General features: G+C 56.6%; 21 protein-coding genes. 7 read left to right on the top strand and 14 right to left on the bottom strand.

The features are described from left to right. Positions 1–11: 11 nt before the first annotated feature. Entirely contained in the window at positions 12–1,679 is a 1,668-nt protein-coding gene (hutU, locus tag FQB27_RS09340; protein WP_169560748.1) for a urocanate hydratase, read from the top strand. Between the two features lie 14 nt (positions 1,680–1,693). Here hutU and FQB27_RS09335 read toward each other — a convergent pair whose 3' ends face one another. The 8 genes from FQB27_RS09335 to FQB27_RS09300 form a co-directional block, all read right to left on the bottom strand. Then, on the bottom strand, positions 1,694–2,323 hold the full coding sequence (locus tag FQB27_RS09335) for a TetR/AcrR family transcriptional regulator (RefSeq protein ID WP_169560747.1): 630 nt from the start codon (positions 2,321–2,323) through the stop codon (positions 1,694–1,696). A gap of 177 nt (positions 2,324–2,500) precedes the next feature. Continuing rightward, the gene (locus FQB27_RS09330; protein WP_169560746.1) at positions 2,501–3,421 is read right to left on the bottom strand and encodes an SDR family NAD(P)-dependent oxidoreductase; all 921 of its coding nucleotides are present in this window, start codon (positions 3,419–3,421) and stop codon (positions 2,501–2,503) included. A gap of 39 nt (positions 3,422–3,460) precedes the next feature. Next, a complete protein-coding gene (locus FQB27_RS09325; protein ID WP_206374485.1) occupies positions 3,461–3,919 on the bottom strand; it encodes a MaoC family dehydratase in 459 nt (152 codons plus the stop codon). Positions 3,920–4,024: 105 nt separating this feature from the next. Beyond that, on the bottom strand, positions 4,025–5,566 hold the full coding sequence (locus FQB27_RS09320) for an alkaline phosphatase family protein (protein WP_169560744.1): 1,542 nt from the start codon (positions 5,564–5,566) through the stop codon (positions 4,025–4,027). A 22-nt stretch (positions 5,567–5,588) separates the two neighbouring features. Beyond that, a complete protein-coding gene (locus FQB27_RS09315) occupies positions 5,589–6,239 on the bottom strand; it encodes a PqiC family protein (protein WP_169560743.1) in 651 nt (216 codons plus the stop codon). 1 nt (position 6,240) lies between these two features. Further along, complete coding sequence (locus FQB27_RS09310) at positions 6,241–7,950, bottom strand: PqiB family protein (RefSeq protein ID WP_169560742.1); 1,710 nt, start codon at positions 7,948–7,950, stop codon at positions 6,241–6,243. Further along, positions 7,943–8,578: a paraquat-inducible protein A gene (locus FQB27_RS09305; RefSeq protein ID WP_169560741.1), complete on the bottom strand. Its 636-nt coding sequence runs from the start codon at positions 8,576–8,578 to the stop codon at positions 7,943–7,945. The genes FQB27_RS09310 and FQB27_RS09305 overlap by 8 nt, the downstream gene beginning before the upstream one ends. Beyond that, the gene (locus FQB27_RS09300; RefSeq protein ID WP_169560740.1) at positions 8,575–9,213 is read right to left on the bottom strand and encodes a paraquat-inducible protein A; all 639 of its coding nucleotides are present in this window, start codon (positions 9,211–9,213) and stop codon (positions 8,575–8,577) included. The genes FQB27_RS09305 and FQB27_RS09300 overlap by 4 nt, the downstream gene beginning before the upstream one ends. Positions 9,214–9,480: 267 nt before the next feature. On the opposite strand from FQB27_RS09300, the gene cysD reads away from it, so the two are divergent. Then, positions 9,481–10,389 carry a sulfate adenylyltransferase subunit CysD gene (gene cysD, locus FQB27_RS09295; RefSeq protein ID WP_169560739.1) on the top strand — a complete coding sequence of 303 codons (909 nt, stop codon included), beginning with the start codon at positions 9,481–9,483 and terminating at the stop codon, positions 10,387–10,389. Next, positions 10,389–12,287 carry a sulfate adenylyltransferase subunit CysN gene (gene cysN / locus FQB27_RS09290; protein WP_169560738.1) on the top strand — a complete coding sequence of 633 codons (1,899 nt, stop codon included), beginning with the start codon at positions 10,389–10,391 and terminating at the stop codon, positions 12,285–12,287. Before cysD ends, cysN begins: the two co-directional genes overlap by 1 nt. A 34-nt stretch (positions 12,288–12,321) precedes the next feature. Here the strand turns inward: cysN and rfbA are convergent, their stop codons facing one another. Continuing rightward, a complete protein-coding gene (gene rfbA, locus FQB27_RS09285) occupies positions 12,322–13,197 on the bottom strand; it encodes a glucose-1-phosphate thymidylyltransferase RfbA (RefSeq protein ID WP_169560737.1) in 876 nt (291 codons plus the stop codon). Between the two features lie 136 nt (positions 13,198–13,333). On the opposite strand from rfbA, the gene FQB27_RS09280 reads away from it, so the two are divergent. Continuing rightward, on the top strand, positions 13,334–14,497 hold the full coding sequence (locus FQB27_RS09280; protein ID WP_169560736.1) for an adenylate/guanylate cyclase domain-containing protein: 1,164 nt from the start codon (positions 13,334–13,336) through the stop codon (positions 14,495–14,497). An 89-nt stretch (positions 14,498–14,586) separates the two neighbouring features. Next, positions 14,587–15,102: a hypothetical protein gene (locus FQB27_RS09275; protein WP_169560735.1), complete on the top strand. Its 516-nt coding sequence runs from the start codon at positions 14,587–14,589 to the stop codon at positions 15,100–15,102. Here the strand turns inward: FQB27_RS09275 and FQB27_RS09270 are convergent. The 5 genes from FQB27_RS09270 to FQB27_RS09250 form a co-directional block, all read right to left on the bottom strand. Further along, positions 15,091–16,023 carry an ornithine cyclodeaminase family protein gene (locus FQB27_RS09270; protein WP_169560734.1) on the bottom strand — a complete coding sequence of 311 codons (933 nt, stop codon included), beginning with the start codon at positions 16,021–16,023 and terminating at the stop codon, positions 15,091–15,093. The genes FQB27_RS09275 and FQB27_RS09270 overlap by 12 nt on opposite strands. 58 nt (positions 16,024–16,081) lie before the next feature. Then, positions 16,082–16,543 (bottom strand): YHS domain-containing (seleno)protein, encoded by a 462-nt coding sequence (locus FQB27_RS09265; protein ID WP_169560733.1) that lies wholly within the window; start codon positions 16,541–16,543, stop codon positions 16,082–16,084. Between the two features lie 78 nt (positions 16,544–16,621). Next, a complete protein-coding gene (gene metH, locus FQB27_RS09260; protein WP_169560732.1) occupies positions 16,622–20,332 on the bottom strand; it encodes a methionine synthase in 3,711 nt (1,236 codons plus the stop codon). Between the two features lie 50 nt (positions 20,333–20,382). After that, positions 20,383–21,303 (bottom strand): methylenetetrahydrofolate reductase [NAD(P)H], encoded by a 921-nt coding sequence (gene metF, locus FQB27_RS09255; protein WP_169560731.1) that lies wholly within the window; start codon positions 21,301–21,303, stop codon positions 20,383–20,385. Further along, positions 21,300–22,256, bottom strand: coding sequence for an ArsR/SmtB family transcription factor (locus tag FQB27_RS09250; protein WP_169560730.1), 957 nt, complete (start codon positions 22,254–22,256; stop codon positions 21,300–21,302). Before FQB27_RS09250 ends, metF begins: the two co-directional genes overlap by 4 nt. Before the next feature lie 296 nt (positions 22,257–22,552). Here FQB27_RS09250 and FQB27_RS09245 point away from each other — a divergent pair, with 296 nt between their 5' ends. Then, complete coding sequence (locus tag FQB27_RS09245; protein WP_169560729.1) at positions 22,553–23,413, top strand: MlaA family lipoprotein; 861 nt, start codon at positions 22,553–22,555, stop codon at positions 23,411–23,413. Positions 23,414–23,428: 15 nt separating this feature from the next. Next, the gene (locus tag FQB27_RS09240) at positions 23,429–24,070 is read left to right on the top strand and encodes an MlaC/ttg2D family ABC transporter substrate-binding protein (protein ID WP_169560728.1); all 642 of its coding nucleotides are present in this window, start codon (positions 23,429–23,431) and stop codon (positions 24,068–24,070) included. The last annotated feature ends 22 nt before the right edge of the window (positions 24,071–24,092 follow it).

Genomic DNA, 24,092 nt, shown 5'->3' with positions numbered 1-24,092 from the left:
AAGGAAAAGTAATGACGAACCGTATTGATAACAGTCGCATCATCAAGTCCCCCACCGGGACGGACCTCAGCTGTAAAAGCTGGATGACCGAAGCCCCCCTTCGGATGCTGATGAACAACCTTGACGCCGAGGTTGCCGAACACCCGCATGAACTGGTTGTGTATGGCGGCATCGGTCGCGCCGCCCGCAACTGGGAAGCCTATGATCGCATTGTCAAAAGCTTGCAGGAGCTGGAAACAGACGAAACCCTGCTGGTTCAGTCCGGCAAGCCGGTTGGTGTTTTTAAGACCCACAAAAACGCCCCGCGGGTTCTGATTGCCAACTCCAACATCGTGCCCCACTGGGCCAACTGGGACCATTTCAACGAACTGGACCGCAAGGGCCTGATGATGTACGGCCAGATGACCGCCGGTTCCTGGATTTACATCGGTAGTCAGGGCATTGTACAGGGCACCTATGAAACCTTCGTCGAGGCAGGCCGCCAGCATTATAACGGCGACCTGACCGGCAAGTGGATCCTGACCGGTGGCCTTGGTGGCATGGGCGGCGCCCAGCCGCTTGCTGCGACAATGGCCGGTGCTTCCATGCTGGCCGTTGAATGCCAGCCGAGCCGCATCGATTTCCGCCTGCGTTCCGGCTATCTGGACAAGCGTGCGGATACACTGGACGACGCCCTGAACATGATCCGCGAAGCCACCCAGCGCGGTGAAGCCATTTCCGTCGGCCTGCTGGGCAACGCCGCCGATGTCTTCCCGGCCATTCTGGAACGCGGCGAACTGCCGGATATTGTCACAGACCAGACTTCCGCCCATGACCCGGTCAACGGTTACCTGCCGCAAGGCTGGACACTGGCCGAATGGCAGGACAAGCGGGAATCCGCCCCGAAAGAGGTCGAGATTGCTGCCCGTAAATCCATGGCCGTTCAGGTTCGCGCCATGCTGGAATTCCAGGAACGCGGCATTCCCACCGTGGATTATGGCAACAACATCCGCCAGATGGCCCTTGAAGAAGGCGTCGAGAACGCGTTTGACTTCCCGGGCTTTGTGCCGGCCTATATCCGTCCGCTGTTCTGCCGGGGCATCGGTCCGTTCCGCTGGGCGGCCCTGTCCGGCGACCCGGAAGACATCTACAAGACAGACGCCAAGGTCAAGGAACTGATCCCCGATGATCCGCACCTTCACAACTGGCTGGACATGGCCCGCGAGAAAATCCACTTCCAGGGCCTTCCCGCCCGGATTTGCTGGGTCGGTCTTGGCCAGCGTCACCGCCTTGGCCTTGCCTTCAACGAAATGGTGCGGAACGGCGAACTGAAAGCCCCGATCGTTATTGGCCGCGACCATCTGGACTCCGGTTCTGTTGCCAGCCCGAACCGGGAAACCGAAGCCATGATGGACGGTTCCGACACCGTGTCCGACTGGCCGCTGCTGAACGCCCTGCTGAACACCGCCAGCGGTGCCACATGGGTCAGCCTGCATCACGGCGGCGGCGTCGGGATGGGCTTCTCGCAGCATTCCGGTATGGTCATCGTCTGTGATGGTTCAAAAGAAGCGGATGCCCGCCTTGAACGGGTTCTGTTCAATGACCCGGCAACCGGTGTCATGCGTCATGCGGATGCAGGCTATGAAATCGCCAAGGAATGCGCCCGCGAAAACGGCCTTAACCTGCCGTCCATCGACTAAATCAGGTCCCCTGATCAGGATGCGAGCTTCGGGCTCGCATCCTTCGGGCCTCCGCCAAGGCGAAGCTGGTTTTCCACCATTTTCTGGTAAATCAGGACAAGATCGGAAATCCGATACCGGCCTCCGGGGCGATACCAACTCCCCACACTTGTCATCATCCCCAATATGATCTTGGTCGCCACCCGGGAATCCGGGACCAACCAGCACCCGGTGCGATTTCCCCATTCCAGAATATCCCGAAGCCGCCCTTCATATTGATCGCGCATCAGGACAATCACCGTATAGTTTTCCGGTGTCAGGCTGCGCAGTTCCATCGTACTGACAATCACTTCCTTGTTGCGGGAGGAGTGAAAGGAGACGTGGCACTCAATAAAGGCCAGCAGCGCCTGCTCCGGTGTCTCGACCCCCTGCAACCTTGCATCCATTTCATCCGTCAGGTCAGTCATGACCTTTTCCAGAAGCTCAAACAGGAAATGCTGCTTATTCTGGAAATAGTTATAGAGCGACCCCGCCTGTATCCCCACATCCCCCGCAAGCTGGCGCAGGGTCATACCGGCAAATCCCTGCCGATAGAGCCGCTGCAAGCCTGCCTCCCGCAATGCCTTCAGGGTTTTCTCGCCGCTTGATCCCGCTGTTCTTGTCACATCGCCTCCCAACCTGTGCTCGCGAATTCTAGTCAATCAGGCGGATTGATAACAAGTCGTATTTTATACTTTTCTACATAACGAAAACATGAACCCCGCCTGCCCGCTTTCAGGCACCCGCTGACCACAAAAAAAAGCCGCCGAAAATATCGGCGGCTTTTTCCGGTCATGCGGCGGTTACTGCAACTTGATGCCCAGTCCTTCTGCTGCCTTGGTCAGCATGTTCTGGGTCTGGTCGTTACCGCTTGTATATTCCTTCTGGGTCGACGGATCGGAAATGGCGTCCCAATGTTCCGCGATCTTCTCCGGTGTCTGGTCCTCTTCCGGCAGCCACATCCCGCCGGTTTCATACACGATGGAGCGGGCGAAGGTTCCGGCACCGGCCGTAATGATGGTCCGGTTGGGGCCATCCTCGGATACCAGATACAGCAAGGCCGGGGTCACGCTTTCAGGCTTGAGAAGCCCCAGCAGGTTTTCCGGCATCAGGTCTTCTGTCATGCGGGTAGCCGCACACGGGGACAGGGCGTTGACCCGAATGCCGTATTTGCCGCCTTCCAGAACCAGCGTATTCATCAGTCCGATCACGCCCATCTTGGCCGCACCATAGTTGGTCTGACCAAAGTTTCCGTAAAGGCCACTGGAAGAAGTGGTCATGACAACCCGGCCATAATTCTGCTCCCGCATCAGGGGCCAGACCGCCTTGGTGCAATTCACGGCGCCCATCAGGTGCACATCCAGCACAAAGCCAAAATCATCCAGTTCCACATTGCTGAAGGATTTATCCCGCAGAACCCCGGCGTTATTGACCAGAATATCAACGCGCCCCCATTTTTCGCGGGCCTCATTGACCATGGCCTCGACCTGCTCGTAGTTGGTAACGTCAGCGCCGTTGGCAATGGCTTCGCCGCCGGCGGCCTCAATTTCGGCAACGACGGCGCGGGCCGCCTCGCTAGAGGCGCCAACACCATCCCGGGCACCGCCCAGATCGTTGACAACAACCTTTGCCCCCCGTGCCGCAAGGGCGATGGCGTGGCATTTCCCCAAGCCGTTCCCGGCACCGGTGACGATGGCCACCTTCCCGTCAAATCGGATCGTCATTCTTGCTCCTCAATCCTCTAACTGAAATCTTGACTGTCTTTAGTCTTCAAAAAATGTCATCCCGAGCCACTCGGCGATCAGGGCCGGGGTTTCCTGCCCCTTGATCTCGACTGTCACTTCGGTGTTCACCAGAACCTGACCGGGGCGTTTCTCGGCAACATCGAGTACCTTGGCTGTCATCCGAATTTCACTGCCCTCCGCCACCGGTTGCAGGAAACGAAGTTTGTTGAGGCCGTAATTGACCCCCATTTTCTTGTTCTCCGGGACCGGCGTAATCTTCGGCACCAGATAGGCCAGCAGGGACAGGGTCAGAAAGCCGTGGGCGATTGTGCCGCCGAACGGCGTATCCTTGGCCGCTTCCGGGTCAACATGGATGAACTGGTGATCATCGGTTGCATCGGCAAACGCATTGATGCGCCCCTGATCAACCTTGAACCATTCGCCCGGTCCGTAAACAGCGCCTTTTGAGTTCAGGAAATCTTCTTTGGAAATAGTCATGGACATGCCCGCTCCCCCCTTACTGGAGTTTTTTGATTGTTGGTTGCGGAAACGATAGCCATTTTTCCGTTAATTCCAAAAGAAAAATACACGCGCCCCTGGCTTTTACCGCGATTTCCGCCCCACGATCATACCATCAGACGTTGCAAGATGCTTGTCCAGCGCCCCAAACTCGTGGGACATGCGCCAGGACAGCAGCCTCTGCGCATAGAGCAGGACAACCGCCTGATAATCCGGCTCTTCTGCCAGATTGTGGCATTCATCCGGATCATTCACCAGATCGAACAGAAGCGGCGGCAAGGCCGCAAAATGCACATATTTGAAGCGGTCATCGCGAAGGACCAGAAGGCTGCATTCATCATGGGACAGGTCCAGCAGGGTCTCCGGCTCCCGATGCTCGATATCGCGGAAATCAAACAGCCAGTGAACCGCACTTCTCCATTTAACCGGTGTTTCTCCAGAAATCCAATCACCAAGGGAATGCCCGTCACATTGCAACGGCACGTCCCTGCCAATCAGATCAAGGATTGTCGGCATGATATCGACGGATTCCGTGAACGCGTCAACCGTTCGCCCACGGGCAAGGTTCTTGTCCCGTGGGGGTTTCACGATCAGGGGGATATGGAAGCTCTGGTCATGGAACCCCAGCTTGCCCATCAGGTGATGATCCCCAAGCTGCTCACCATGATCGGAGGTCACCACAATCAGGGTATCGTCATAAAGGTCCGCGTCCTTCAACTGCTCGACCAACCGCCCCACATGGTGGTCCACCTCGGATACCAGTGCGGAATAGATGGCCCGGATCTGGGCAATCCCGTCCGCATCCAGATCCCGCGCAAGCCCCTTTCCGGTCATGTAGAAATGCTCCAGCCCGGTGCGGGCCAGCGCAAATTCCAGCATGGGATGACGGGCGGCCACCGCATCGGGGTCGCCGAAATCGATGGGTGGCTTCATATCACCGGGGGCATAGCGATCATGATATTCCGGCGACGCGATAAAGGGTGGATGCGGCCGTAGGTAGGACAGATGATAAAAGAACGGCTTGCCATACAAGCCGTCAATATGATCCATCACCTGATTTGTCAGCCATGCCGTTTCACTGTCTTCTGCCCGGATGCGGGACGGGGCAAAGGTTTCATGCCGTCCCTTCGGCAGGTCAAAATCCGGATCCGGGTGGTAGATATCAAAACCGGGTTTCCGCACCGAATAGCCTTTTCCCTTCAGATAGGCGAGCCAGGGGGCGCTATGCTCCGGCAGGCTGACGCCAACCTTGAACCCCGGCAGCACCCCTTCATAGGTTGCAAGATCAGGGTCCTTCAGGTCCCGTCCCGTGGGGTCGGCCGTGGTATCGGTATATCCGAACAGGGTGGGTTCGAACCCGGCCTTTCGGGCTTCGAGGGCGATATTGGTCAGGGAGCCATCCAGCGGCGTTCCGTTTCTGACCGACCGGTGATTGCTGGGATACATCCCCGTATGCAAGGTGGCCCGCGACGGGCCGCACGGTGCAGAACAGGAATAATGCTGCCGGAACAGGACCCCATCCGCGGCAAGCGCATCCAGTGCCGGGGTTTCCACATGGTCATGGCCATTGGCCGCCAGCCAGTCGGCCCGCCACTGGTCGATTGTGATAAACAGAACATTTGTCATGCCATTCTCCGCAGACCGAAAATCAGGTTCCCATTTCCGCCGCTGATGCAATTGATCGTGCCATGTCCCGGGACAGGGAACCGATCAGGGTCCCGAGGGTCTGGGCATAGGCCGCATAGTCCCCGGCCGGGGCCGTGCCCTGATAGGCGCCGCTCTCCCGCACCAACAGCGTATTGGACAGGGTTCGTTTCACATTCCAACTGGCGGTCAGGATGACCGCCCCATTTGCCTGCTGGGTCATTTCCGTGATCTCGACCGAGGCTTGCAGGCTTTTGCTGTCCGGGTTGAAGCGGGCCGGATAGGGAAAGACCTGACGGGAGCGGGTCAAGGCCGCGATATTCGCCACCAGCAACCGTTCAATATTCTCGGCAACCGGTTCCGCCCAATGATGAAAATCAGCAACTTTCAGGACAGCGGCCTCCCCCTCGGTCACAATCTGGGGCCGATCTGCATATCCCGGAATCTCGACCGGGCCGATCCCCACATAGACCGGGGCCGGAATGTCATATCGCTCGGTCCCCTCGGCCGGGGACAGGGCTTGTGTCAGGGTATAAAACCGCGTCGGTTCGGACTGACCAATAACACTGCAGCCTGCCAGCACAAGGGAGGTCAGGGCCACAAGAGAAACTTTCTTCACCGCCCTGATACCATGGATACGCGCTTGACTGTTCATCCTACTTCTTTCCTCCCAACAGGGAACTGGGGTTCCGTTCTAGAAAATCGGCCAAATTACGCACCGCCCGGCTGGCGGCGGCCAATTCCCGCATCATGACGGTGAGGTCATATTTCAAAGGCGATCCGTCCGCCAGCATCCCGTTCGTGTTGTCAAATAACTGTTCGGCACTTTGCAGGGTTTGATCGGCCCGTTGCAACGCCTTTCGGGTATCCTCGAACGCGCCGCCAATGGCCGGCAGGGTTTCCCGGTCGATATTATCTACAAGCCGGCGAACGGAGCGGGCTGTTTCCCGGATTTCCGTGACCGATCCGGCAAAGTCCGGCGAATTGACGATCCGCTCCAACCCTTCCGCCGTATTCAGCACGGCCTTCGATACCCTTTCCACCGGCAAACGCTCGATTTTCTCGACCAGTCGGGCCAGGGATGTGGTGATTTCATCCATCCCGGCGGGAACGGTTGGGATTTCCTGCATATCGGATTGTTCCGCCACATACTGGGCGGGTCTTTCCGGCAGCAGGTCCAGATCGACAATAAGCTGCCCTGTCAGGAAATTGGCGGTTTTCAGGCGCGCCTTCAGCCCCTTCTCGATCAGGGCGGAAATGATCCGGGCCCGTCTCTGTCCGGCCTCGACCACGGAATCAATCCGGGTCTCTTCTCCCGCGATTTGCACCCGCTGTGGTTCGATCTCAATCACGACAGGCAGGAAATACTGCCCCGTGTCCGGGTTAATCTGCAACTTGATGTCCTTGACCGTCCCGACCTTCATGCCCTTGAATTCAACATCAGCCCCAACGGACAGGCCGCTCACCGATCCGTCAAAGTAAAGAATATAGGAGACCCGTTCGGTAAAGCGGGCATTCTCCATGGCGCTTCGGTTCGAATGAAGCTGGAACTGGTGGTTCTCGGACGCCCGGAAGGTATCTGTCAGGAAAGGCGGGGTTTCAAATTCAACGGCCCCGGCGATCAACGCCTGCAGGGACTCCGCCCCGACCTCCAGCCCGGCAGGCGACAGGGTCACACTGACCCCGCCCGCATTCCAGAACAGGGTCGCCTCATGAACCAGTGCATCGAACGGTTTCTCGACAAAAGCGTAAAGTTCCACCGCCTGCTTGTCGCCGGACAGGGAGTATCCCAGGATTTTCCCGACCACCAACCCGCGGTACAGGATGGGGGTTCCCCGCTTGACCGTCCCAAGCCGGGGCGTCAGCAGGGTAAATTCGGTTCCAGCCGTGCGCGAAGTAATCACCGGCGGGGTCTCCAGCCCGACAAAATCACGCTTTTCCTTACCGCCCGTACCGGGGTCGATTTCAAGATAGGCGCCGGACAACAGGGTCTCCAACCCGGACACCCCCTCGAACCCGATGGCCGGGGCCACAACCCAGAACCGGGCCGTATCGGTCAGGTATTTTTCCGCTGAACTGTTGATCTCGACGATCAGGTTGACCCCGTTGTCATCATCCGGGAACTCGATCCGGTCCAGTACACCAATGACCACATCCCGGTATTTCAGCGGCGTCTTGCCAGCCTCCATCCCCTTGGCACTCGGCAGGAAAATCCTGATTTCCGGTCCCTTCTCGCTGATATTCTGGAATATCAGCCAGCCTGCAACCAGAATGGCGATGACCGGGACAAGCCAGATACTGAACAACCCGCCATAGCCCCGCCGGATAACCGGCTTCTCTACGGGTACACCCGTCTCGTCACTCATTCGTTTCTTCCTCCAGTACGTCCCAGATCAAACGCGGATCAAAGGACATGGCGGCCAACATTGTTAAAATCACGACCGCGGCAAAGGCCGCAGCCCCCGGCCCCGCATCCACATTGGCAAGGGCCTGCAGCTTGACCAGCGCGATCAGGATCGAAATCATGAAGATATCCACCATGGACCAGCGCCCCACCAGTTCGGTCACCCGATACATGCGGGTTCTCACATCCGGCCGCCATTGTATTTTGAGCTGGACCGACAAGACAAGGAACAACAGGACCACAATCTTGACAATCGGGACAAGAACACTGGCCACGAAAACAATCAGGGCAATGGACCACTGCCCGGCCCCCATTAACGAGAACACGCCACTGATGATCGTATCGCTGTTCTTCTGTCCAAAGGATACGAGGGTCAGGATCGGATACAGGTTGGCCGGAATATAAAGCGCCATCGCCGCCAGCAGGAACGCCCATGTGCGGGCCAGACTGTCGGGAATTCTTTGATAAACCGCGGTGTGACAACGGGGGCAGTGATGCAACGCCTTTGGTGCATCCGACACCTCGACCAGCAATCCGCATCCCTTGCAGGAGGCCGCGCCTATGGACCGGGCTGTTCTTGGCTTTGTCATCCGTTTTCCACTTCCCTGATCCGGGACCAGAGTTCGTGTTCATCCAGCGTGGTAAAAGCCAGTACCGTCGCCACAACCATCATGGCCAGAGAGTAAAAGGAGACGCCCACGGACACTTCTGCAAAATCCCCCAGCTTTACAAAGGCCACCAGAATGCCCAGCAGAAAAATCTCTGCCATGGCCCACGGACGGATCTGTTCCAGAATGCGGACCTGTGACTTTACCGCAAATGGCAGGACGCCGAACTTCAGCGGCAGCAGGATACTGGAGACAAGGACCAGCACCAGAAACGGCGCAAGGACGCTGGATACCAGCACCACGACCGCAAGGAAGAAATAACCTTCGTTTACAAATTCAAAGGTGCCATCCAGCAACTGGTTGGAACGAAACGCCCCTTCCATACGGAAAGACAGCAGCGGGAAATAGCTGGCCAGCAGAAAGAACACGATACCGCTGAGCGACAGGGCCAGCGTCCGGTCAAGGCTGTTATGCTGCGACTTGAAAAGCACCGCCCCACAGCGACGACAAACACCCACATGACCGGGCCTCATCCGGCCCCGTTCGTGTATCAGGTCGCATTCCGGGCAGGCAATATAGGGGCCTGTTTCCGGCAGTTTTCTTAGAATATCCGGCATTCATTCCGATCCGTGTGAAGCATGACTCACATTTGATTGGCCAGCCTATTATGTCAAGAAAATCAGATTATTAAACATTTCCAGAGAACAAGGCCATGCCGTTCTCTCAGCCACCACACGCCTTTTTCACACTAAAATTGTGTTTAATTATTTGTTTTACACAAAAATTTCAAAAATATTTGACCTACCCCCTTGTGGAAGCCGGAAAATATCGTTATTTCAGGAAAAGACATTGTTTTCATATTGTCAGTATTTATTGAGAAAAGCATGACACACAACCGATTGACACATCTGCGACAGCTTGAAGCAGAAAGCATTCACATATTCCGTGAGGTGGCCGCCGAGTTTGAGAAACCGGTCATGCTGTACTCTATCGGCAAGGACTCTTCAGTCCTCCTGCACCTTGCGCGCAAGGCCTTTTACCCATCCCCCATTCCCTTTCCCCTTCTGCATGTGGACACCACATGGAAGTTCCGGGAAATGATCGAGTTCCGGGATCAACTGGTCAAGGACTACGATCTTGATCTGCTTGTCCATATCAACCCGGATGGTGTTGAACAGGGGATTGGCCCCTTCACCCATGGGTCGGCCCTGCATACGGACGTGATGAAGACCGAAGGGTTGAAGCAGGCCCTGAACCAGTATCGCTTTGATGCGGCTTTCGGCGGCGCCCGGCGGGACGAGGAAGCCTCTCGCGCCAAGGAACGGATCTTTTCCTTCCGCACGGAAAACCACCGCTGGGACCCGAAGAACCAGCGCCCGGAACTGTGGAATGTGTTCAACGCCCGCGTCAAGAAAGGCGAAAGCATTCGTGCCTTCCCCCTGTCCAACTGGACCGAGCTTGATATCTGGCAATATATCTATCTGGAAAATATTCCCATTGTTCCCCTGTATTTCGCCAAGGAACGCCCCGTCGTGAACCGGGACGGCATGTTGATCATGGTCGATGACGAGCGGATGCCGCTTGAGGCTGGCGAAACGCCCGAAATGAAATCTGTCCGGTTCCGGACCCTTGGCTGCTACCCGCTTACGGGGGCCGTTGAATCAACAGCTTCCACCTTGCCCGAAATTATTCAGGAGATGCTGGTCGCACGCACATCCGAACGTCAGGGCCGCCTCATTGACAAGGACCAGTCCGGCTCCATGGAGAAGAAAAAGCAGGAGGGCTATTTCTGATGAATATTCACGCTCAACAAACGCCCGCCTCGGTCGAGGAATACCTGAAAGCACAGGAAAGCAAGGGCATGCTCCGCTTTATCACCTGCGGCAGTGTGGATGACGGGAAAAGCACACTGATCGGCCGCCTGCTGTGGGACTCCAAGATGCTGTTCGAAGACCAGCTCGCGACACTGGCCGCCGAAAGCAAGCGGGTCGGCACACAAGGCGGAAATATTGACTATGCGCTTCTTCTGGATGGCCTTCAGGCCGAACGGGAACAAGGCATCACCATTGACGTGGCCTATCGCTTCTTTGCCACGGACAAGCGCAAGTTCATCGTCGCCGATACGCCGGGTCATGAACAATATACCCGCAACATGGTCACCGGCGCCTCAACGGCGGATGTTGCCATCATTCTGGTCGATGCCCGTAAAGGCATCCTGACCCAGACCCAGCGCCACAGCTTTCTGGTCTCGCTTCTCGGGATCCGCAAGGTGGTTCTGGCCGTCAACAAGATGGACCTGATGGATTACAGCGAAACCGTGTTCGAGGACATCCGTTCCTCCTACGAGGCGTTTGCCAACCAGCTTGGTTTCGATGAAATCATGGCCATTCCCCTGTCCGCGCTGGAAGGGGACAATATCATTGCAAACAGCGAGAATACCCCCTGGTATTCCGGCCCGGCGCTGATCGACTATCTGGAAACCGTCCAGATCGATCAGGATCTGGATGCCAAGCCGTTCCGCATGCCGGTTCAATGGGTCAACCGACCCAATCTGGATTTCCGGGGTTTCTCCGGCACCATCGCCAGCGGCCGCGTCAAGGTCGGGGATGGCATTGTGGTGCCTGCCTCTGGCAAGACCAGCACGGTCAAGCGGATTGTCACCTTTGACGGCGATCTGGAAGAAGCCTTTGCCGGTCAGGCGGTCACCCTTGTTCTTGAGGACGAGATTGACATCAGCCGCGGCGATATGCTGGCAGGATTGCAGGACCGTCCGGCCTGCGCCGACCAGTTCGAGGCCAAACTTGTCTGGATGAGCGAGGAAGACCTGCTTCCCGGTCGGAACTATATCCTGAAACTGGGAACCAGCACGACAACCGGCCGGGTTTCAAGCCTGAAATACAAGGTCAATGTCAACACGCTGGAGCATGTGGCGTCCAAGACCCTGGCGCTGAACGAGATCGGCATTTGTAACTTTGCCCTCGACAAGCCCATTGCCTTTGACCCGTATGCGGACAATCGCCAGACCGGTTCCTTCATTCTGATTGACCGGTTCAGCAACGCGACGGTCGCCGCCGGTGTCATCGACTTCCCGCTGCGCCGCGCCGACAACATCCACTGGCAATCCGTGGATATCGACAAGGCGACCCGGTCCGAACAGAAAAGCCAGAAGGCATCCGTCCTGTGGTTTACGGGCCTGTCCGGTTCCGGCAAATCGACCATTGCCAACATGGTGGAGAAAAAGCTGCACGCCCTTGGCAAGCACACCTATCTGCTAGACGGGGACAATGTCCGTCATGGCCTGAACAAGGACCTTGGCTTTACCGACGCGGACCGGGTGGAAAATATCCGCCGGGTGGGTGAAACCGCGAAACTGTTCGTGGATGCGGGACTGATCTCGCTGGTCTCGTTCATTTCGCCGTTCCGCAGCGAACGCCAGATGGCCCGTGGCCTGCTGGAAGAAGGCGAGTTTATCGAGGTCTTTGTGGACACCCCGCTTGAAGTCTGTGAAGAACGCGACATCAAGGGACTGTACGCCAAGGCCCGCGCTGGCGAGATCAAGAACTTTACCGGTATCGATTCAGCCTATGAACGGCCGGAAAATGCCGAGATCATTATTGACGGTGCCACCACCAGCGTCGAACAGGCAGCCGATAACATCATCGCCTACCTGAAGGAAAACCGGTTCATCTGACGAACCTGACCGGGGAGCCCGCAAGCCGGGCTCCCTATCCCTGCGGGAGCAGGGACAGCAGATATTCCCCATACCCGCTTTTCATCAGGGGCTCCGCTAGGGCGCGAAGTTCTGGGCCGCTGATATATCCCCGCTGATAGGCAATCTCTTCGGGGCAGGCGACCTTCAGGCCCTGCCGCTTCTCGATGGTCTGGACAAAAGAGGCCGCCTCCATCAGGTGATCATGGGTTCCCGTATCCAGCCACGCACTTCCCCGGCCCAGAAACTCCATACGAAGCAACCCTTTCTCAAGATATAACCGGTTAAGATCCGTTATCTCCAACTCCCCGCGGGCGCTCGGCTTCAGGCTTTTGGCCAGCCGAACCACCTGATTGTCATAGAAATACAAGCCCGTGATCGCAAAGTTGGATTTGGGCTTGGCCGGCTTTTCCTCGACCCCGATCACCCGGCCATCCCCATCGAACTCCGCCACACCATAATCAGACGGGTTGGACACATGATACCCAAAAACGGTTGCCCCTTCCGTTTGGCTTGCCGCATTCTGAAGCGCCTTTGAAAACTGGGTGGCATAATAGATATTATCGCCCAAAATCAGGACAGACGGATCCTCCCCGATAAAGTCCTCGCCGATCAGGAAGGCCTGCGCCAGACCATCGGGGCTGGGCTGGACCGCATAGACAAGGTTCAGGCCCCATTTCGAGCCATCCCCCAGCAGGCGCCTGAAGGCGGATTGTTCTTCCGGGGTGGTGATGATCAGGATATCCCGCACCCCTGCCAGCATCAGCGTCGTCAGCGGGTAATAAATCATGGGCTTGTCATAGACCGGCATCAGTTGCTTGCTGACGCCAAGGGTAAGCGGGTGCAACCGTGACCCGGTTCCCCCTGCCAGAATGATCCCCTTATGCGTCATATCGCCCCCCTCCTGTTATTGCCGCCAGTCCTGTCTGGAATTCCTCTCGGTCCCGGTCTAGACTTTGCCCCACTTATATAAGTTTATCCGATCCTGCCCCGGAGGCAACACGCCTTCAACAGATAAAGGTGAATTGATGATCGATGGAACGAAGCACTGGCTCCTGACGGAGGGACGCCTTCTGCCGGATCCGCTGGACTTTGTGGATACGCTTTGCCGCCGCATCAGACAGGATGGGATTCCCCTCGACCGCCTTCGGATCGGCTTCCAGACCATTCATCCCCAGCTTGATGTCTGCACCTATTACTGGAACGACACGGATAACAAAGCCTCCACGTGGGGCGGGGAACATGGCATCCGCTCCTCCTCCAGCTACTATGGCAGCCCGGCGGAATGGGTGCATGATCACAAGACCATGTTCCGAAAGCGTCTGGACGAACTGGTCCCCGGCAAGGACCATCTGGTCCTGTTTGAACAGCAGGTCGCCGGCTATACGGATTATATCATGCTGCCCCTCGGGTTTATGGACGGATCGACCAGTCTGGTCACCTATTGCACCCGCCACAAAGACGGCTTTTCCGATCAGGATATCCTCGACCTGCAGGAGTTGGTCAACTATATCGCCCCGATCATCGAGGTACACGCAACACGAACAATTGCCGTCACCCTTCTGGATACCTATACCGGCCACCGAACAGGCGAGCGCATCCTCAACGGGACCATCCAGCGCGGCAGCGGAGAGGCCATAGAGGCCGCGCTCTGGTTTTGTGACCTGCGCAACTTTACCAGTATTTCCGAAACCCGCTCACAGGAGGAGGTTTTCGGTCTTCTGAATGAGTATTTCCAGACCGTATCCGATGCCCTGAAGCACCGAAATGGTGAAATCCTGAAATTTATCGGCGATGCCGTTCTTGCCATCTTCCCGGTGACCGACACCACCCCGCCCGAGGAAAACTGCCAATCCGCACTGGAAGCCGCCGAGGATTGCCTGTCGGCCCTGAAGGCCATAAACGTCCGCAGGCAACGGGGCGGCCAGCCGGAAATTCATGTCGGGATCGGCCTTCATTTCGGTAAGGCCCTGTATGGCAATGTGGGGGCCGAGGATCGGCTGGATTTCACGGTCATGGGACCGGCCGTCAACCTTGCGTCCCGCCTGGAAAGCCTGACCAAGGAGACCGGACACGCCCTTCTGGTGTCAGATATCTTTGCGTCAAAGATAGACCGGGAAACACAGCTTATAGGAGAATTCACCCTGAAGGGGTTAAAGAACAGGTTGGCGGTATATTCTTTAACGCCCTGACCAAAAAGCAGTTGGCAACCGACGCAGGATCGTTACAGTAAATCGCTGGCCTCCCGGCCGTGTGGTTTAATCCTGTATCCGCGTGAATCATGGCAAAAAAATACAAAAAGTCCGAAGCCGTCGAGATGCTTTCCGCAATGGAGCGAAAAGCCGGAGACGTTCAAACCATTGCACAGGCCGTCGAGGATGGCGCCACCAAGAACAGTTTCGCCCTCTATGACAGGTTTGTTCGCACGGCATCAGACTTTGACACCCTGTCCATTCTGGTGGAAACCCGCCTTCAAAATGTGGAAATCGGGGCCGGCAATGTTCAGGGCCTGCAGGATCAGTATGACATGCTGAAAATTGTGGTGGCACACCGACAAATTCAGGCCAGCATGAAATTCTTCTATATCCTGAGCGCGGCCACCACCCTGCCGCTGGGCGCCAAGGACCTGTTCTCATCCGAGCTTCGCCGACTATACAGCCTGAAAAGCGAACTGGACCGCCCGAAATATCAGGGCATGCTCAGCGAGGATGCCCTTAACGACCTGAACACTGCCGAACTGATCCTTCAGGAAATTATTGAAAAAGCCCCCAGCCTGCTGAATTTCTCACGCGCCTGACCGGCGGACAATCATCGCCCCGGTCATCAGGTCCAGATGGGCACCGCCGCCATTCTTGAAGACGGTGATTTCCTCGTCAGAGACCCGCCCCTCAGCACCGTTGCAAAGATCCATAAAATCCCCTTTAACGTGATCTGCGGATATAACACCCGCCTGCATGGGAATGATCAACTCACCGATTTCGCCAATGGTGGTCTCGCGGGAATCCACAAACAGAGACCCTTTCAACAACAGATCATCATCCGCCTCGCGCATGTCCGGGCGATACGCCCCGATCAGGTCCACATGGGTACCGGGACGAACCCATTCCCCGCGAAGGACAGGGGATTTCGCCATGGTCGCAGTGGAAATGATATCCGCCTCCCCCACCGCAATGGCCAGATCATCGGCCACCTCAACCGCTAGGCCGACCTGCTGCATTTCCTCGGCCAATTGTTCCGCCTTTTGCCGGGTCCGGTTCCAGATCAGAAAGCGCGTCAGTCCCGGAAAGACTTCGGAATAAGCCTGAAACAGGGATTTTGCCACGGTCCCGGCCCCGATCACCAGATAGGTCGCCGCGTCTTTTCGGGCCAGCAAGCGGGCGCCGAGAACACTGTCCCCTGCTGTTTTCCACTTGGTGACCAACGGCCCATCCACAATGGCCTCCAGCGCACCGTTTTCACTGCCGAAAATCAGCATGGCCCCCTGAACCGTCGGTTCCGGCGGGGTTTTGGCAGGGTTTTCCGGAAAGACCGTCACAGATTTCAGGGCAATCCCCAATCCGTCAATCCACGCGGCGCGGCTCAGCAGGCTGCGATCCTGTTTCGACAGCAGCAAATCCCCAATTTCTGCCCGGTCCAGCTTATGCCCCGCCTCAAGGGCGTCGGCCATTTCTGTCCAGGATAATTTGGAATCCGCATCTTCAAAGCTGATAAATTTCATTCTGACCTCCCTCACCTTGGGGAGACAGTAAACTGTTCATCCCGTCCCTTGCAAGGGGTCAGCCCTTGGCCCCCGTCAGATAGTCCTGCCAATGCCGGTCCGCATCCTCTATCCGCGCATCGATCCCGGTTTGGGTCCACCGGTCTTTCCCGGCCTGATGACCAAAGAAATACAGCTTGCCTTTATGGATAAGCCAGATGGCAGGATCGCTGTCATACAAGTTTCCAAGGCTCATCTGGTTGGAACAATAGCCGCCATATTGCGGGGCGTAGCGCTCGGGGTCAGCGGCAAACAAATCCCGGTTCGCCGAACTGGCAAAACGCCACACGGCCCCCTTCCAGTTCACCGTCAGGGAGGGGCTCCCCATAACCGGGCGGGCGCTTGAATGGTATTCGACGCTATCATACCCCTTCAGGGCCAGATTGCCCAGAAATCCGGTATTGATCTCGTCAAAGGCCGAAGCCGGCAGACTGATCACACACAACATTGCAGACAGCAAAAAGGGGAAAAGTTTTTGCATCAACCATCCTTTCGGCAAGGGTTTCTGCATCACTTTTCCCCATTAACAGGCTAAAGGGAAATCAAGAATTCGTCAGGTCTATTTCTTGTCTTTCCGCCGGTGATCATAGGACAGGTTCGATGCCAGCCAGCGTTCGGCCGTCTCGACGGGAACACCACGGCGCCGGGCGTAATCCTCCACCTGATCCTGCGCAATATTGCCGACACCGAAATACCGGGCCTCAGGGTGAGAGAAATAGAACCCCGATACGGACGACGCCGGCAACATGGCGAAACTTTCCGTCAGCGAGATTCCAACCCGCTCCTCTGCTTCCAGCAATTCAAACAGCCCCGGTTTTTCGGAATGGTCCGGGCAGGCCGGATAACCCGGTGCCGGACGAATACCCCGATAGGCTTCCTTGATCAGTTGCTCGTTGGACAATTGCTCGTCCGCAGCATAGCCCCACAACTCCTGACGAACCTTTTCATGCATATATTCCGCTGTTGCCTCGGCGAACCGGTCGGCAAGGGCTTTCAACAGGATATTGCTGTAATCGTCATGGGTCCGCTCGAAATCCGCCAGTTTCTTTTCGATCCCAAGACCGCCAGTTACGGCAAACACACCCATATAGTCGGGAATGCCCATGTCCAGCGGGGCAATATAGTCCGCAAGGCAGTGGTTGGCCCGCTTGTTGCTGCGGTTCATCTGCTGACGCAGATAATGGAAACGGTGAATTTCCCGGGTCCGGCTTTCATCCTCATAGAGGATCACATCATCCCCGTCCCGCGCCGCCGGGAAGAACCCGACAACGGCCCTGGCTGTGAGCCACTTCTCGGACATGATCCAGGCCAGCATGTTCTGGGCATCATTGAAAAGCTCCTTGGCCGTTTCCCCGATAACCGGATCGTCCAGAATGGCCGGGAAATGCCCCGCCAGTTCCCATGTCCTGAAGAACGGTGACCAGTCGAAGTAATCGACCAGATCATGAAGGTCGATATCATCGAACTGCCGCAAGCCGATGAAGGACGGCTTGGGCGGAACATACCCGTCCCATTCGATCTGTACCCTGTTGGCCCGCGCCTCCTCGATGGTGGCCTGGGCGTTAGGTTTCGCCTTGCGCAGATAGTTCTCGCGGACCTGTTCATATTCGGACTTGATATCAGACACCAGCTTGGCCTTACCGTCCTCACTGATCAGGGCCGTGGCAATACCAACCGCACGGGACGCATCCGTCACATAGATAGTCGAGCCGTTATACTGCGGCTCGATCTTCAGGGCTGTATGAACCTTGGACGTGGTCGCCCCGCCGATCAGCAGCGGAATGTCAAAGTCTTCCCGCTGCATTTCGGCGGCGACCGTTGCCATTTCCTCAAGCGATGGGGTGATCAGGCCACTCAGGCCAATGATATCCACATTCTCCTTGCGGGCGGTTTCAAGAATTTTGGTGTAGGGAACCATCACCCCAAGGTCGATTACCTCGAAGTTGTTACACTGCAGCACAACACCCACGATATTCTTGCCAATATCGTGCACATCCCCCTTTACGGTGGCCATCAGGACCTTGCCCTTGGCGCCAAGGCTGCCGCCTTTTTCCTTTTCCTTCTCGATATAGGGCAACAGATAGGCAACCGCCTGCTTCATGACGCGGGCGCTTTTCACCACCTGCGGCAGGAACATCTTGCCCGACCCGAACAGGTCACCGACCACGTTCATGCCATCCATCAGGGGGCCCTCAATCACCTGAATGGGACGCTCGACCTGTTGGCGGGCTTCCTCGGTATCCGCCTCGATATATTCAGAGATACCCTTCACCAGCGCATGGGTCAGCCGTTCACCAACCGTTCCCTCCCGCCAGGTCAGGTCATCGGCCGATGATTTCTTTTGGCCAACCGCCTGCTCTGCCACTTCCAGAAGTCGTTCCGTGGCGTCATCCCGGCGGTTCAGGACCGCATCCTCGATCCGCTCGCGCAGGTCCTCAGGGATATCGGAATAGACCGCAAGCTGGCCCGCATTGACGATCCCCATATCCATGCCGGCATTGACCGCATGATACAGGAATACGGCGTGCATGGCCTCGCGCATGGGGTTGTTGCCCCGCAGCGAGAAGGACATGTTGCTCACCCCGCCGCTGACCTTGGCATAGGGCAGGCTCGCCTTGATCTGCTTCGTCGCCTCGATATAGTCCTTCGAGAAGTTCCGATGCTCATCGATACCGGTGGCAATCGGGAAGATATTGGGGTCAAAAATCACATCTTCCGGCGGGAAGCCAACCGTTTCCGTCAGAATCTTGTAGGACCGGGAACAGATTTCAATCATCCGCTCCTGCGTATCGGCCTGCCCTGTCTCATCAAACGCCATGACGATAACCGCCGCGCCGTACCGGCGGATCTTGCGGGCCTGCTCAATGAAGCTTTCCTCGCCTTCCTTGAGGGAGATGGAGTTTACAACCCCCTTGCCCTGAACGGTTTTAAGGCCCGCTTCCAGCACATCCCACTTGGAACTGTCGATCATCACCGGCACCCGGCAGATATCCGGCTCCGATGCAATCAGGTTCAGGAAGGTCACCATGGCCTCGTGGGCGTCCAGCATGGCATCATCCATATTGACGTCCACAATCTGGGCGCCGTTTGCCACCTGTTCGCGGGCGACATCAAGGGCGGTGTCATAATCGCCGTTCATCACCAGCTTCTTGAACTTGGCAGAACCGGCCACGTTGGTCCGCTCACCGACGTTCACAAACCCGACGGTGTCATCCAAGTATAGCGGCTCCAGACCACTCAACGCCCCCAGCGGCTCAGTATCAGGAATGGCACGCGGTGCCACATCCTGAACCGCCTCGGCGATGGCGGCGATATGCTCGGGCCGGGTTCCGCAGCAGCCTCCGACGATATTCACCAACCCGCTGGTCGCAAATTCCTTAAGCTGATCGGCCATATAGGCAGGCGTATCATCATATTCACCCAATTCGTTCGGCAGACCCGCGTTGGGATGCACACTGATCCGGGTCCGTGCCACGTGCGACACGGCCTGAACATGGGGGCGCAAATCTTTCGCCCCAAGGGCGCAGTTGAAACCGACGCTGATCGGTTCCGCATGGGCCATGGATACCCAGAAGGCTTCCGCGGTCTGGCCCGACAGGGTCCGGCCGGACGCGTCGGTAATAGTGCCGGAAATCATGACCGGCCTGCGCACGCCGGTCCGGTCGAAATATTGCAATACCGCATAGATGGCAGCCTTACAGTTCAGGCTGTCAAACACGGTTTCGATCAGGACGATATCCGCCCCGCCGTCCACAAGACCGCCCAGCGCCTCGTCATAGGCCTCGACCAGTTGATCGAAAGTGACGTTCCGGAACCCCGGATCGTTCACATCCGGCGAAATGGAGGCGGTCCGGTTGGTCGGGCCAAGCACGCCGGCCACAAAGCGCGGCTTGTCCGGTGTTTTGGCCGTCCAGCGATCGGCAACCTGCCGCGCCAGTTCCGCCGATGCCTTGTTCAGGGCATAGACCTCACTTTCCAGTCCATAATCCGCCTGTGCGATACTGGTTGAGTTAAACGTGTTCGTTTCCAGAATATCCGCACCGGCCTCCATGAACTGGTCATGGATCGTCTCGATCACGTCCGGCTTGGTCAGGGACAGAAGGTCGTTATTGCCCTTCAGGTCAATCGGGCTGTCCCGATAGGCATCACCGCGATAGTCCTCTTCCGACAATTTATAAGACTGGATCATGGTGCCCATCGCACCATCCAGAACCAGAATGCGGTCTTTCAGGGCAGTTTCCAGACGAAGATAGGCATCAGACTTTTTCATGGGATCGGTCCTGCGTTTCACAACAATACATCAACAATTTTCAAGCGGTCTCAGTTGGCCTGCACGGCCCGGACGCCCAGCGTATGACAGATGGCATACACCAGATCGGCCCGGTTCAGGGTATAAAAATGGAAATCCCGGATACCGGCCTGCTGCAACTGGCGGCACTGTTCCGACGCGACCATGGCCGCTACCAGGTTGCGGGTCGCCGGGTCCTCGTCCAGATCCTCGAACAGATGGGTCAGCCACGCGGGCAGATGGGCGCCGCACTGGCCACTAAACTGCCTTAACTTGGTATAACTGGTTACAGGAAGAATACCGGGGATGATGGGAATATCAATGCCCTGCGCCTGCACCCTGTCCAGAAACCGCAGATAGGTTTCCGGGTCAAAAAAGAACTGGGTGATGGCCCGGGTCGCCCCGGCATCCACTTTGCGCTTCAGGTAATCAATATCCGCCTGACTGGACAAGGCTTCCGGATGAATTTCCGGGTAACAGCCCACGCTGATCTCGAAATCGTGCATTTTGCGGATATGCTCGATCAGTTCCGCCGATCCGGCAAACCCGTCCGGATGCGGCTTGAACCCGGCGGCCCCTTCCGGCGGATCACCGCGCAGGGCCACGATATGACGCACACCGCTTTCCCAATACTGGTTGACCACATCCTCGATTTCGGCGACCGACGCCCCGACACAGGTCAGGTGGGCGGCCGGCTCAAGCGCCGTTTCTTTTCGGATCTGGCTGACAATCTTGTGGGTACGCTCCCGCGTGGAGCCCCCCGCACCATAGGTCACCGACACAAATTTGGGACCGAGCGGAGCCAGCCGCTCTACCGTTTCCCAAAGCTTCGCCTCCATCTTTTCCGTGTTTGGCGGAAAAAACTCGAACGAAATATTGACCGGGTTTTTCGAGCCATTGCCGGACGGGCCGACCTTGTCGATCGCGGCCAACTGTGCCAAAGGCGAACTCATGATACTTCTCCTAATACTACTTCCTGTTCGGCGGCATGGGCCACCCAAATAATAACTGTCAGCGGGTCCCCTTTAAGGACAAAGGACTGCCCTTTTTGCAAACCAGCCGCTTCGCACCAGTTCCACACAAGGTTTTCATCGAACCCCATCTGGCGGTGGGCATGATCCTCGCTGAGATACTTGACCGAATGAGGCGCAAAATCAGCGACCACAAGGCGGCCACCGGGGCGCAAAACCCGTGCGGCCTCCTCAATGACCTGTTGCGGTCGGTCGGCAAAGTGAAGGACCTGATGAATAACAATGGCATCCTGCGTTTCATTGGAAAAAGGCAGGTTATACATATCGCCAAGCCGAACCTGACAATTCCGAAGGTCCGCATCCTCGATTGCCGTACGGGCATAGGCCAGCATTTCACGGCTGGTATCAATCCCCACGGCATAATCCGCCCGTGATCCCATCAATTCCAGAATGCGCCCGGTTCCGGTGCCGATATCCAGAAAATCGGCGATCTCCATTCCCTCAAAGGCCCTCAAAAGAAGTTTCTCAACCTCCTTCTCGGCAACATACAGGGACCGGATTTCTTTCCAGCGCGACGCATTTTCCCGGAAATATTCCGAAGCGGCGTCCATGCGGGCCTGCTTGACAGCGCTCAAACGCTCCAGATCCCGCGCCACCACCGAATCCCCCTCGGGCACCAGATCAACCAGTGATCGGGCCAGTTCGGAATTGCCGGTCTTGCTGGCCAACCGGTAGTAAACCCAGCTTCCTTCCTGAAAACGGTCAATCAGGCCCGCCTCGCACAGCAGTTTAAGGTGACGGGACACGCGGGGCTGGCTCTGCCCGAGAATCTGGATCAGTTCACTGACCGTCAGTTCAGAATGGGCACACAGAACAAGAAGACGCATACGCGTCTCCTCCCCCGCAGCCTTCAACCCTTGCAACAGACTTTCCACCGGATACTCTCGCCTCGCTCAAAAAATACCTAATGATATAAACATATCTTTATATCTTTGTACAGTTCGTTTTTCGCGACTTTTTCGCAACACAGTTGTAGACCCCGTCACAGGTCACCCATAAACCACATTGAACAACAAGGTTTTCTTGCGATAGAAATTACGCTATACGCGTTGCTTGCATTAATTTGGTTCTCGCAATGGATTAATGCATTACGTAAAGGGTTCTGTAATATATTATGTGCTTCCATTGTTTAAATGGACGTGAATTCCTGAAACTGGAGCTGGGTTTTATTATGAGTTCGAACAGGTTCAAAACATCGTTGCTGACTGGCGCCGTGGCCCTCTCCCTTGTGGGATTGACCGGGACCGCTGCGACAGCACAGGACACCGAGTCCTCAACAATGATGTATCAGGATGTCTATGATCCGATCGAACCCCTAAACCGGTATTTCTTTGACGTGAACAATGCACTGGATGCCCTGTTCCTGAAACCTGTGGCCCATATTTACCGGGATGCCGTTCCCGATGGGGTCAAGGACAGCGTTTCCAACTTCCTGACGAATCTGTCGCAGCCCATCTACTTCATCAACAACGTCGCCCAAGGCGATCTGGATGGTGCAGGGAACAACATGGGCGCTTTCTTCACCAATACCTTCCTTGGCGTTGGCGGTCTGTTTGACGTGGCGCAACTGGAAACCGAGGATGAAGATCTGGGCCAGACCTTTGCCGTCTGGGGTGTCCCGGAAGGCCCGTATCTGGTTCTGCCGGTCTTTGGTCCCAATACAACCCGTGAAGCCGTCGGCAGTGTTGGTGAATATTTCATCGACCCGGCCAACATGGTTGCAGAGCACCATGACATCGACAATTTCCGGATTTATCGCACCGGCGCCCATGCAATCGACTTCCGCTACCAGTCTCTCGACTCCGTGGATGATATCGAACGCAATTCCATTGATTTCTATGCCGCGATTCGCAGCCTGTACCGTCAGAACCGTAAAAACCTGCTGATGGATGGCAACGAAGAAGCCACCCCGCTGCCGGATATCTCTTTCGACTTTGAAGAAGATGATGCCCCCGGTGCCGCCCGCAAGGTTTCAAACCTGTTCATTGATGATACAGGAACCGACGCCCAAGCCTCAACCGGCCTGAACTGATCAGGGATGAAGCGGATGAAACTCTGCAAAGCCCTTAGCGTTCCTCTGGTGGCAACATTCCTTGCGGCCTCGCCGCTGGCGATCATGCCCTCCCCCACGGGAGCACAGGCGGTGGAAGCCGCGGAACAGCAAGCCATCAATCTGGTTGACCAGTTGGGACAGCGGGCTGTCAAACTCCTGTCTGACGGCTCTCTTGACGAGGATGCAAAGCGGGAAGGCTTTTCCAATCTCGTCAATGACGGCTTTGACATGGACCTGATTGGCAAGTTTGTGCTGGGCAAGTATCGGCGACAAACCTCACCGGAACAACTTCAGGAATTCCTGTCCCTGTTCGATACCTACATGATCACGACCTACCAGAAGCGGATCGGTGAGTATGCGGGTGAGAATCTTGAAATCCTGAAAGCCAAACCGCTGAACAAGAAAGAAATTCTGGTCAATTCCCAGATCATCCGTCCGGCCGGTCCGCCCATCAAGCTGGATTGGCGGGTTCGCAAGTCAAACTCTGGCGACCTGAAAATCATCGACCTGATTGTGGAAAATGTCAGCATGGCCATCACCCACCGGGATGAATTTTCATCGGTGATCAGCAATAACGGCAAAGGCGTCGACGGGCTGATCGAAACCCTGAAAAGCCATATCGCCGCCGCGCAGTAAAACACGCCGGACAGCACACATA

Origin of the sequence: Sneathiella chinensis, from assembly GCF_012720115.1 — a bacterium.
Lineage (GTDB): Bacteria > Pseudomonadota > Alphaproteobacteria > Sneathiellales > Sneathiellaceae > Sneathiella > Sneathiella chinensis.
This window is presented reverse-complemented; position numbering and strand designations above follow the sequence as displayed.

What these genes read in the sequence shown, in the direction of transcription:
- cysN (WP_169560738.1), top strand. Translation starts at nt 10,389, where the DNA reads ATGAATATTCACGCTCAACAAACGCCCGCCTCGGTCGAGGAATACCTG.
- FQB27_RS09265 (WP_169560733.1), bottom strand. Translation starts at nt 16,543, where the DNA reads ATGCAAAAACTTTTCCCCTTTTTGCTGTCTGCAATGTTGTGTGTGATC.
- FQB27_RS09320 (WP_169560744.1), bottom strand. Translation starts at nt 5,566, where the DNA reads ATGACAAATGTTCTGTTTATCACAATCGACCAGTGGCGGGCCGACTGG.
- rfbA (WP_169560737.1), bottom strand. Translation starts at nt 13,197, where the DNA reads ATGACGCATAAGGGGATCATTCTGGCAGGGGGAACCGGGTCACGGTTG.
- FQB27_RS09310 (WP_169560742.1), bottom strand. Translation starts at nt 7,950, where the DNA reads ATGAGTGACGAGACGGGTGTACCCGTAGAGAAGCCGGTTATCCGGCGG.
- FQB27_RS09245 (WP_169560729.1), top strand. Translation starts at nt 22,553, where the DNA reads ATGAGTTCGAACAGGTTCAAAACATCGTTGCTGACTGGCGCCGTGGCC.
- metF (WP_169560731.1), bottom strand. Translation starts at nt 21,303, where the DNA reads ATGAGTTCGCCTTTGGCACAGTTGGCCGCGATCGACAAGGTCGGCCCG.
- cysD (WP_169560739.1), top strand. Translation starts at nt 9,481, where the DNA reads ATGACACACAACCGATTGACACATCTGCGACAGCTTGAAGCAGAAAGC.
- FQB27_RS09240 (WP_169560728.1), top strand. Translation starts at nt 23,429, where the DNA reads ATGAAACTCTGCAAAGCCCTTAGCGTTCCTCTGGTGGCAACATTCCTT.
- FQB27_RS09270 (WP_169560734.1), bottom strand. Translation starts at nt 16,023, where the DNA reads ATGAAATTTATCAGCTTTGAAGATGCGGATTCCAAATTATCCTGGACA.
- FQB27_RS09315 (WP_169560743.1), bottom strand. Translation starts at nt 6,239, where the DNA reads ATGAACAGTCAAGCGCGTATCCATGGTATCAGGGCGGTGAAGAAAGTT.
- hutU (WP_169560748.1), top strand. Translation starts at nt 12, where the DNA reads ATGACGAACCGTATTGATAACAGTCGCATCATCAAGTCCCCCACCGGG.
- FQB27_RS09305 (WP_169560741.1), bottom strand. Translation starts at nt 8,578, where the DNA reads ATGACAAAGCCAAGAACAGCCCGGTCCATAGGCGCGGCCTCCTGCAAG.
- FQB27_RS09330 (WP_169560746.1), bottom strand. Translation starts at nt 3,421, where the DNA reads ATGACGATCCGATTTGACGGGAAGGTGGCCATCGTCACCGGTGCCGGG.
- metH (WP_169560732.1), bottom strand. Translation starts at nt 20,332, where the DNA reads ATGAAAAAGTCTGATGCCTATCTTCGTCTGGAAACTGCCCTGAAAGAC.
- FQB27_RS09280 (WP_169560736.1), top strand. Translation starts at nt 13,334, where the DNA reads ATGATCGATGGAACGAAGCACTGGCTCCTGACGGAGGGACGCCTTCTG.
- FQB27_RS09275 (WP_169560735.1), top strand. Translation starts at nt 14,587, where the DNA reads ATGGCAAAAAAATACAAAAAGTCCGAAGCCGTCGAGATGCTTTCCGCA.
- FQB27_RS09300 (WP_169560740.1), bottom strand. Translation starts at nt 9,213, where the DNA reads ATGCCGGATATTCTAAGAAAACTGCCGGAAACAGGCCCCTATATTGCC.
- FQB27_RS09325 (WP_206374485.1), bottom strand. Translation starts at nt 3,919, where the DNA reads ATGACTATTTCCAAAGAAGATTTCCTGAACTCAAAAGGCGCTGTTTAC.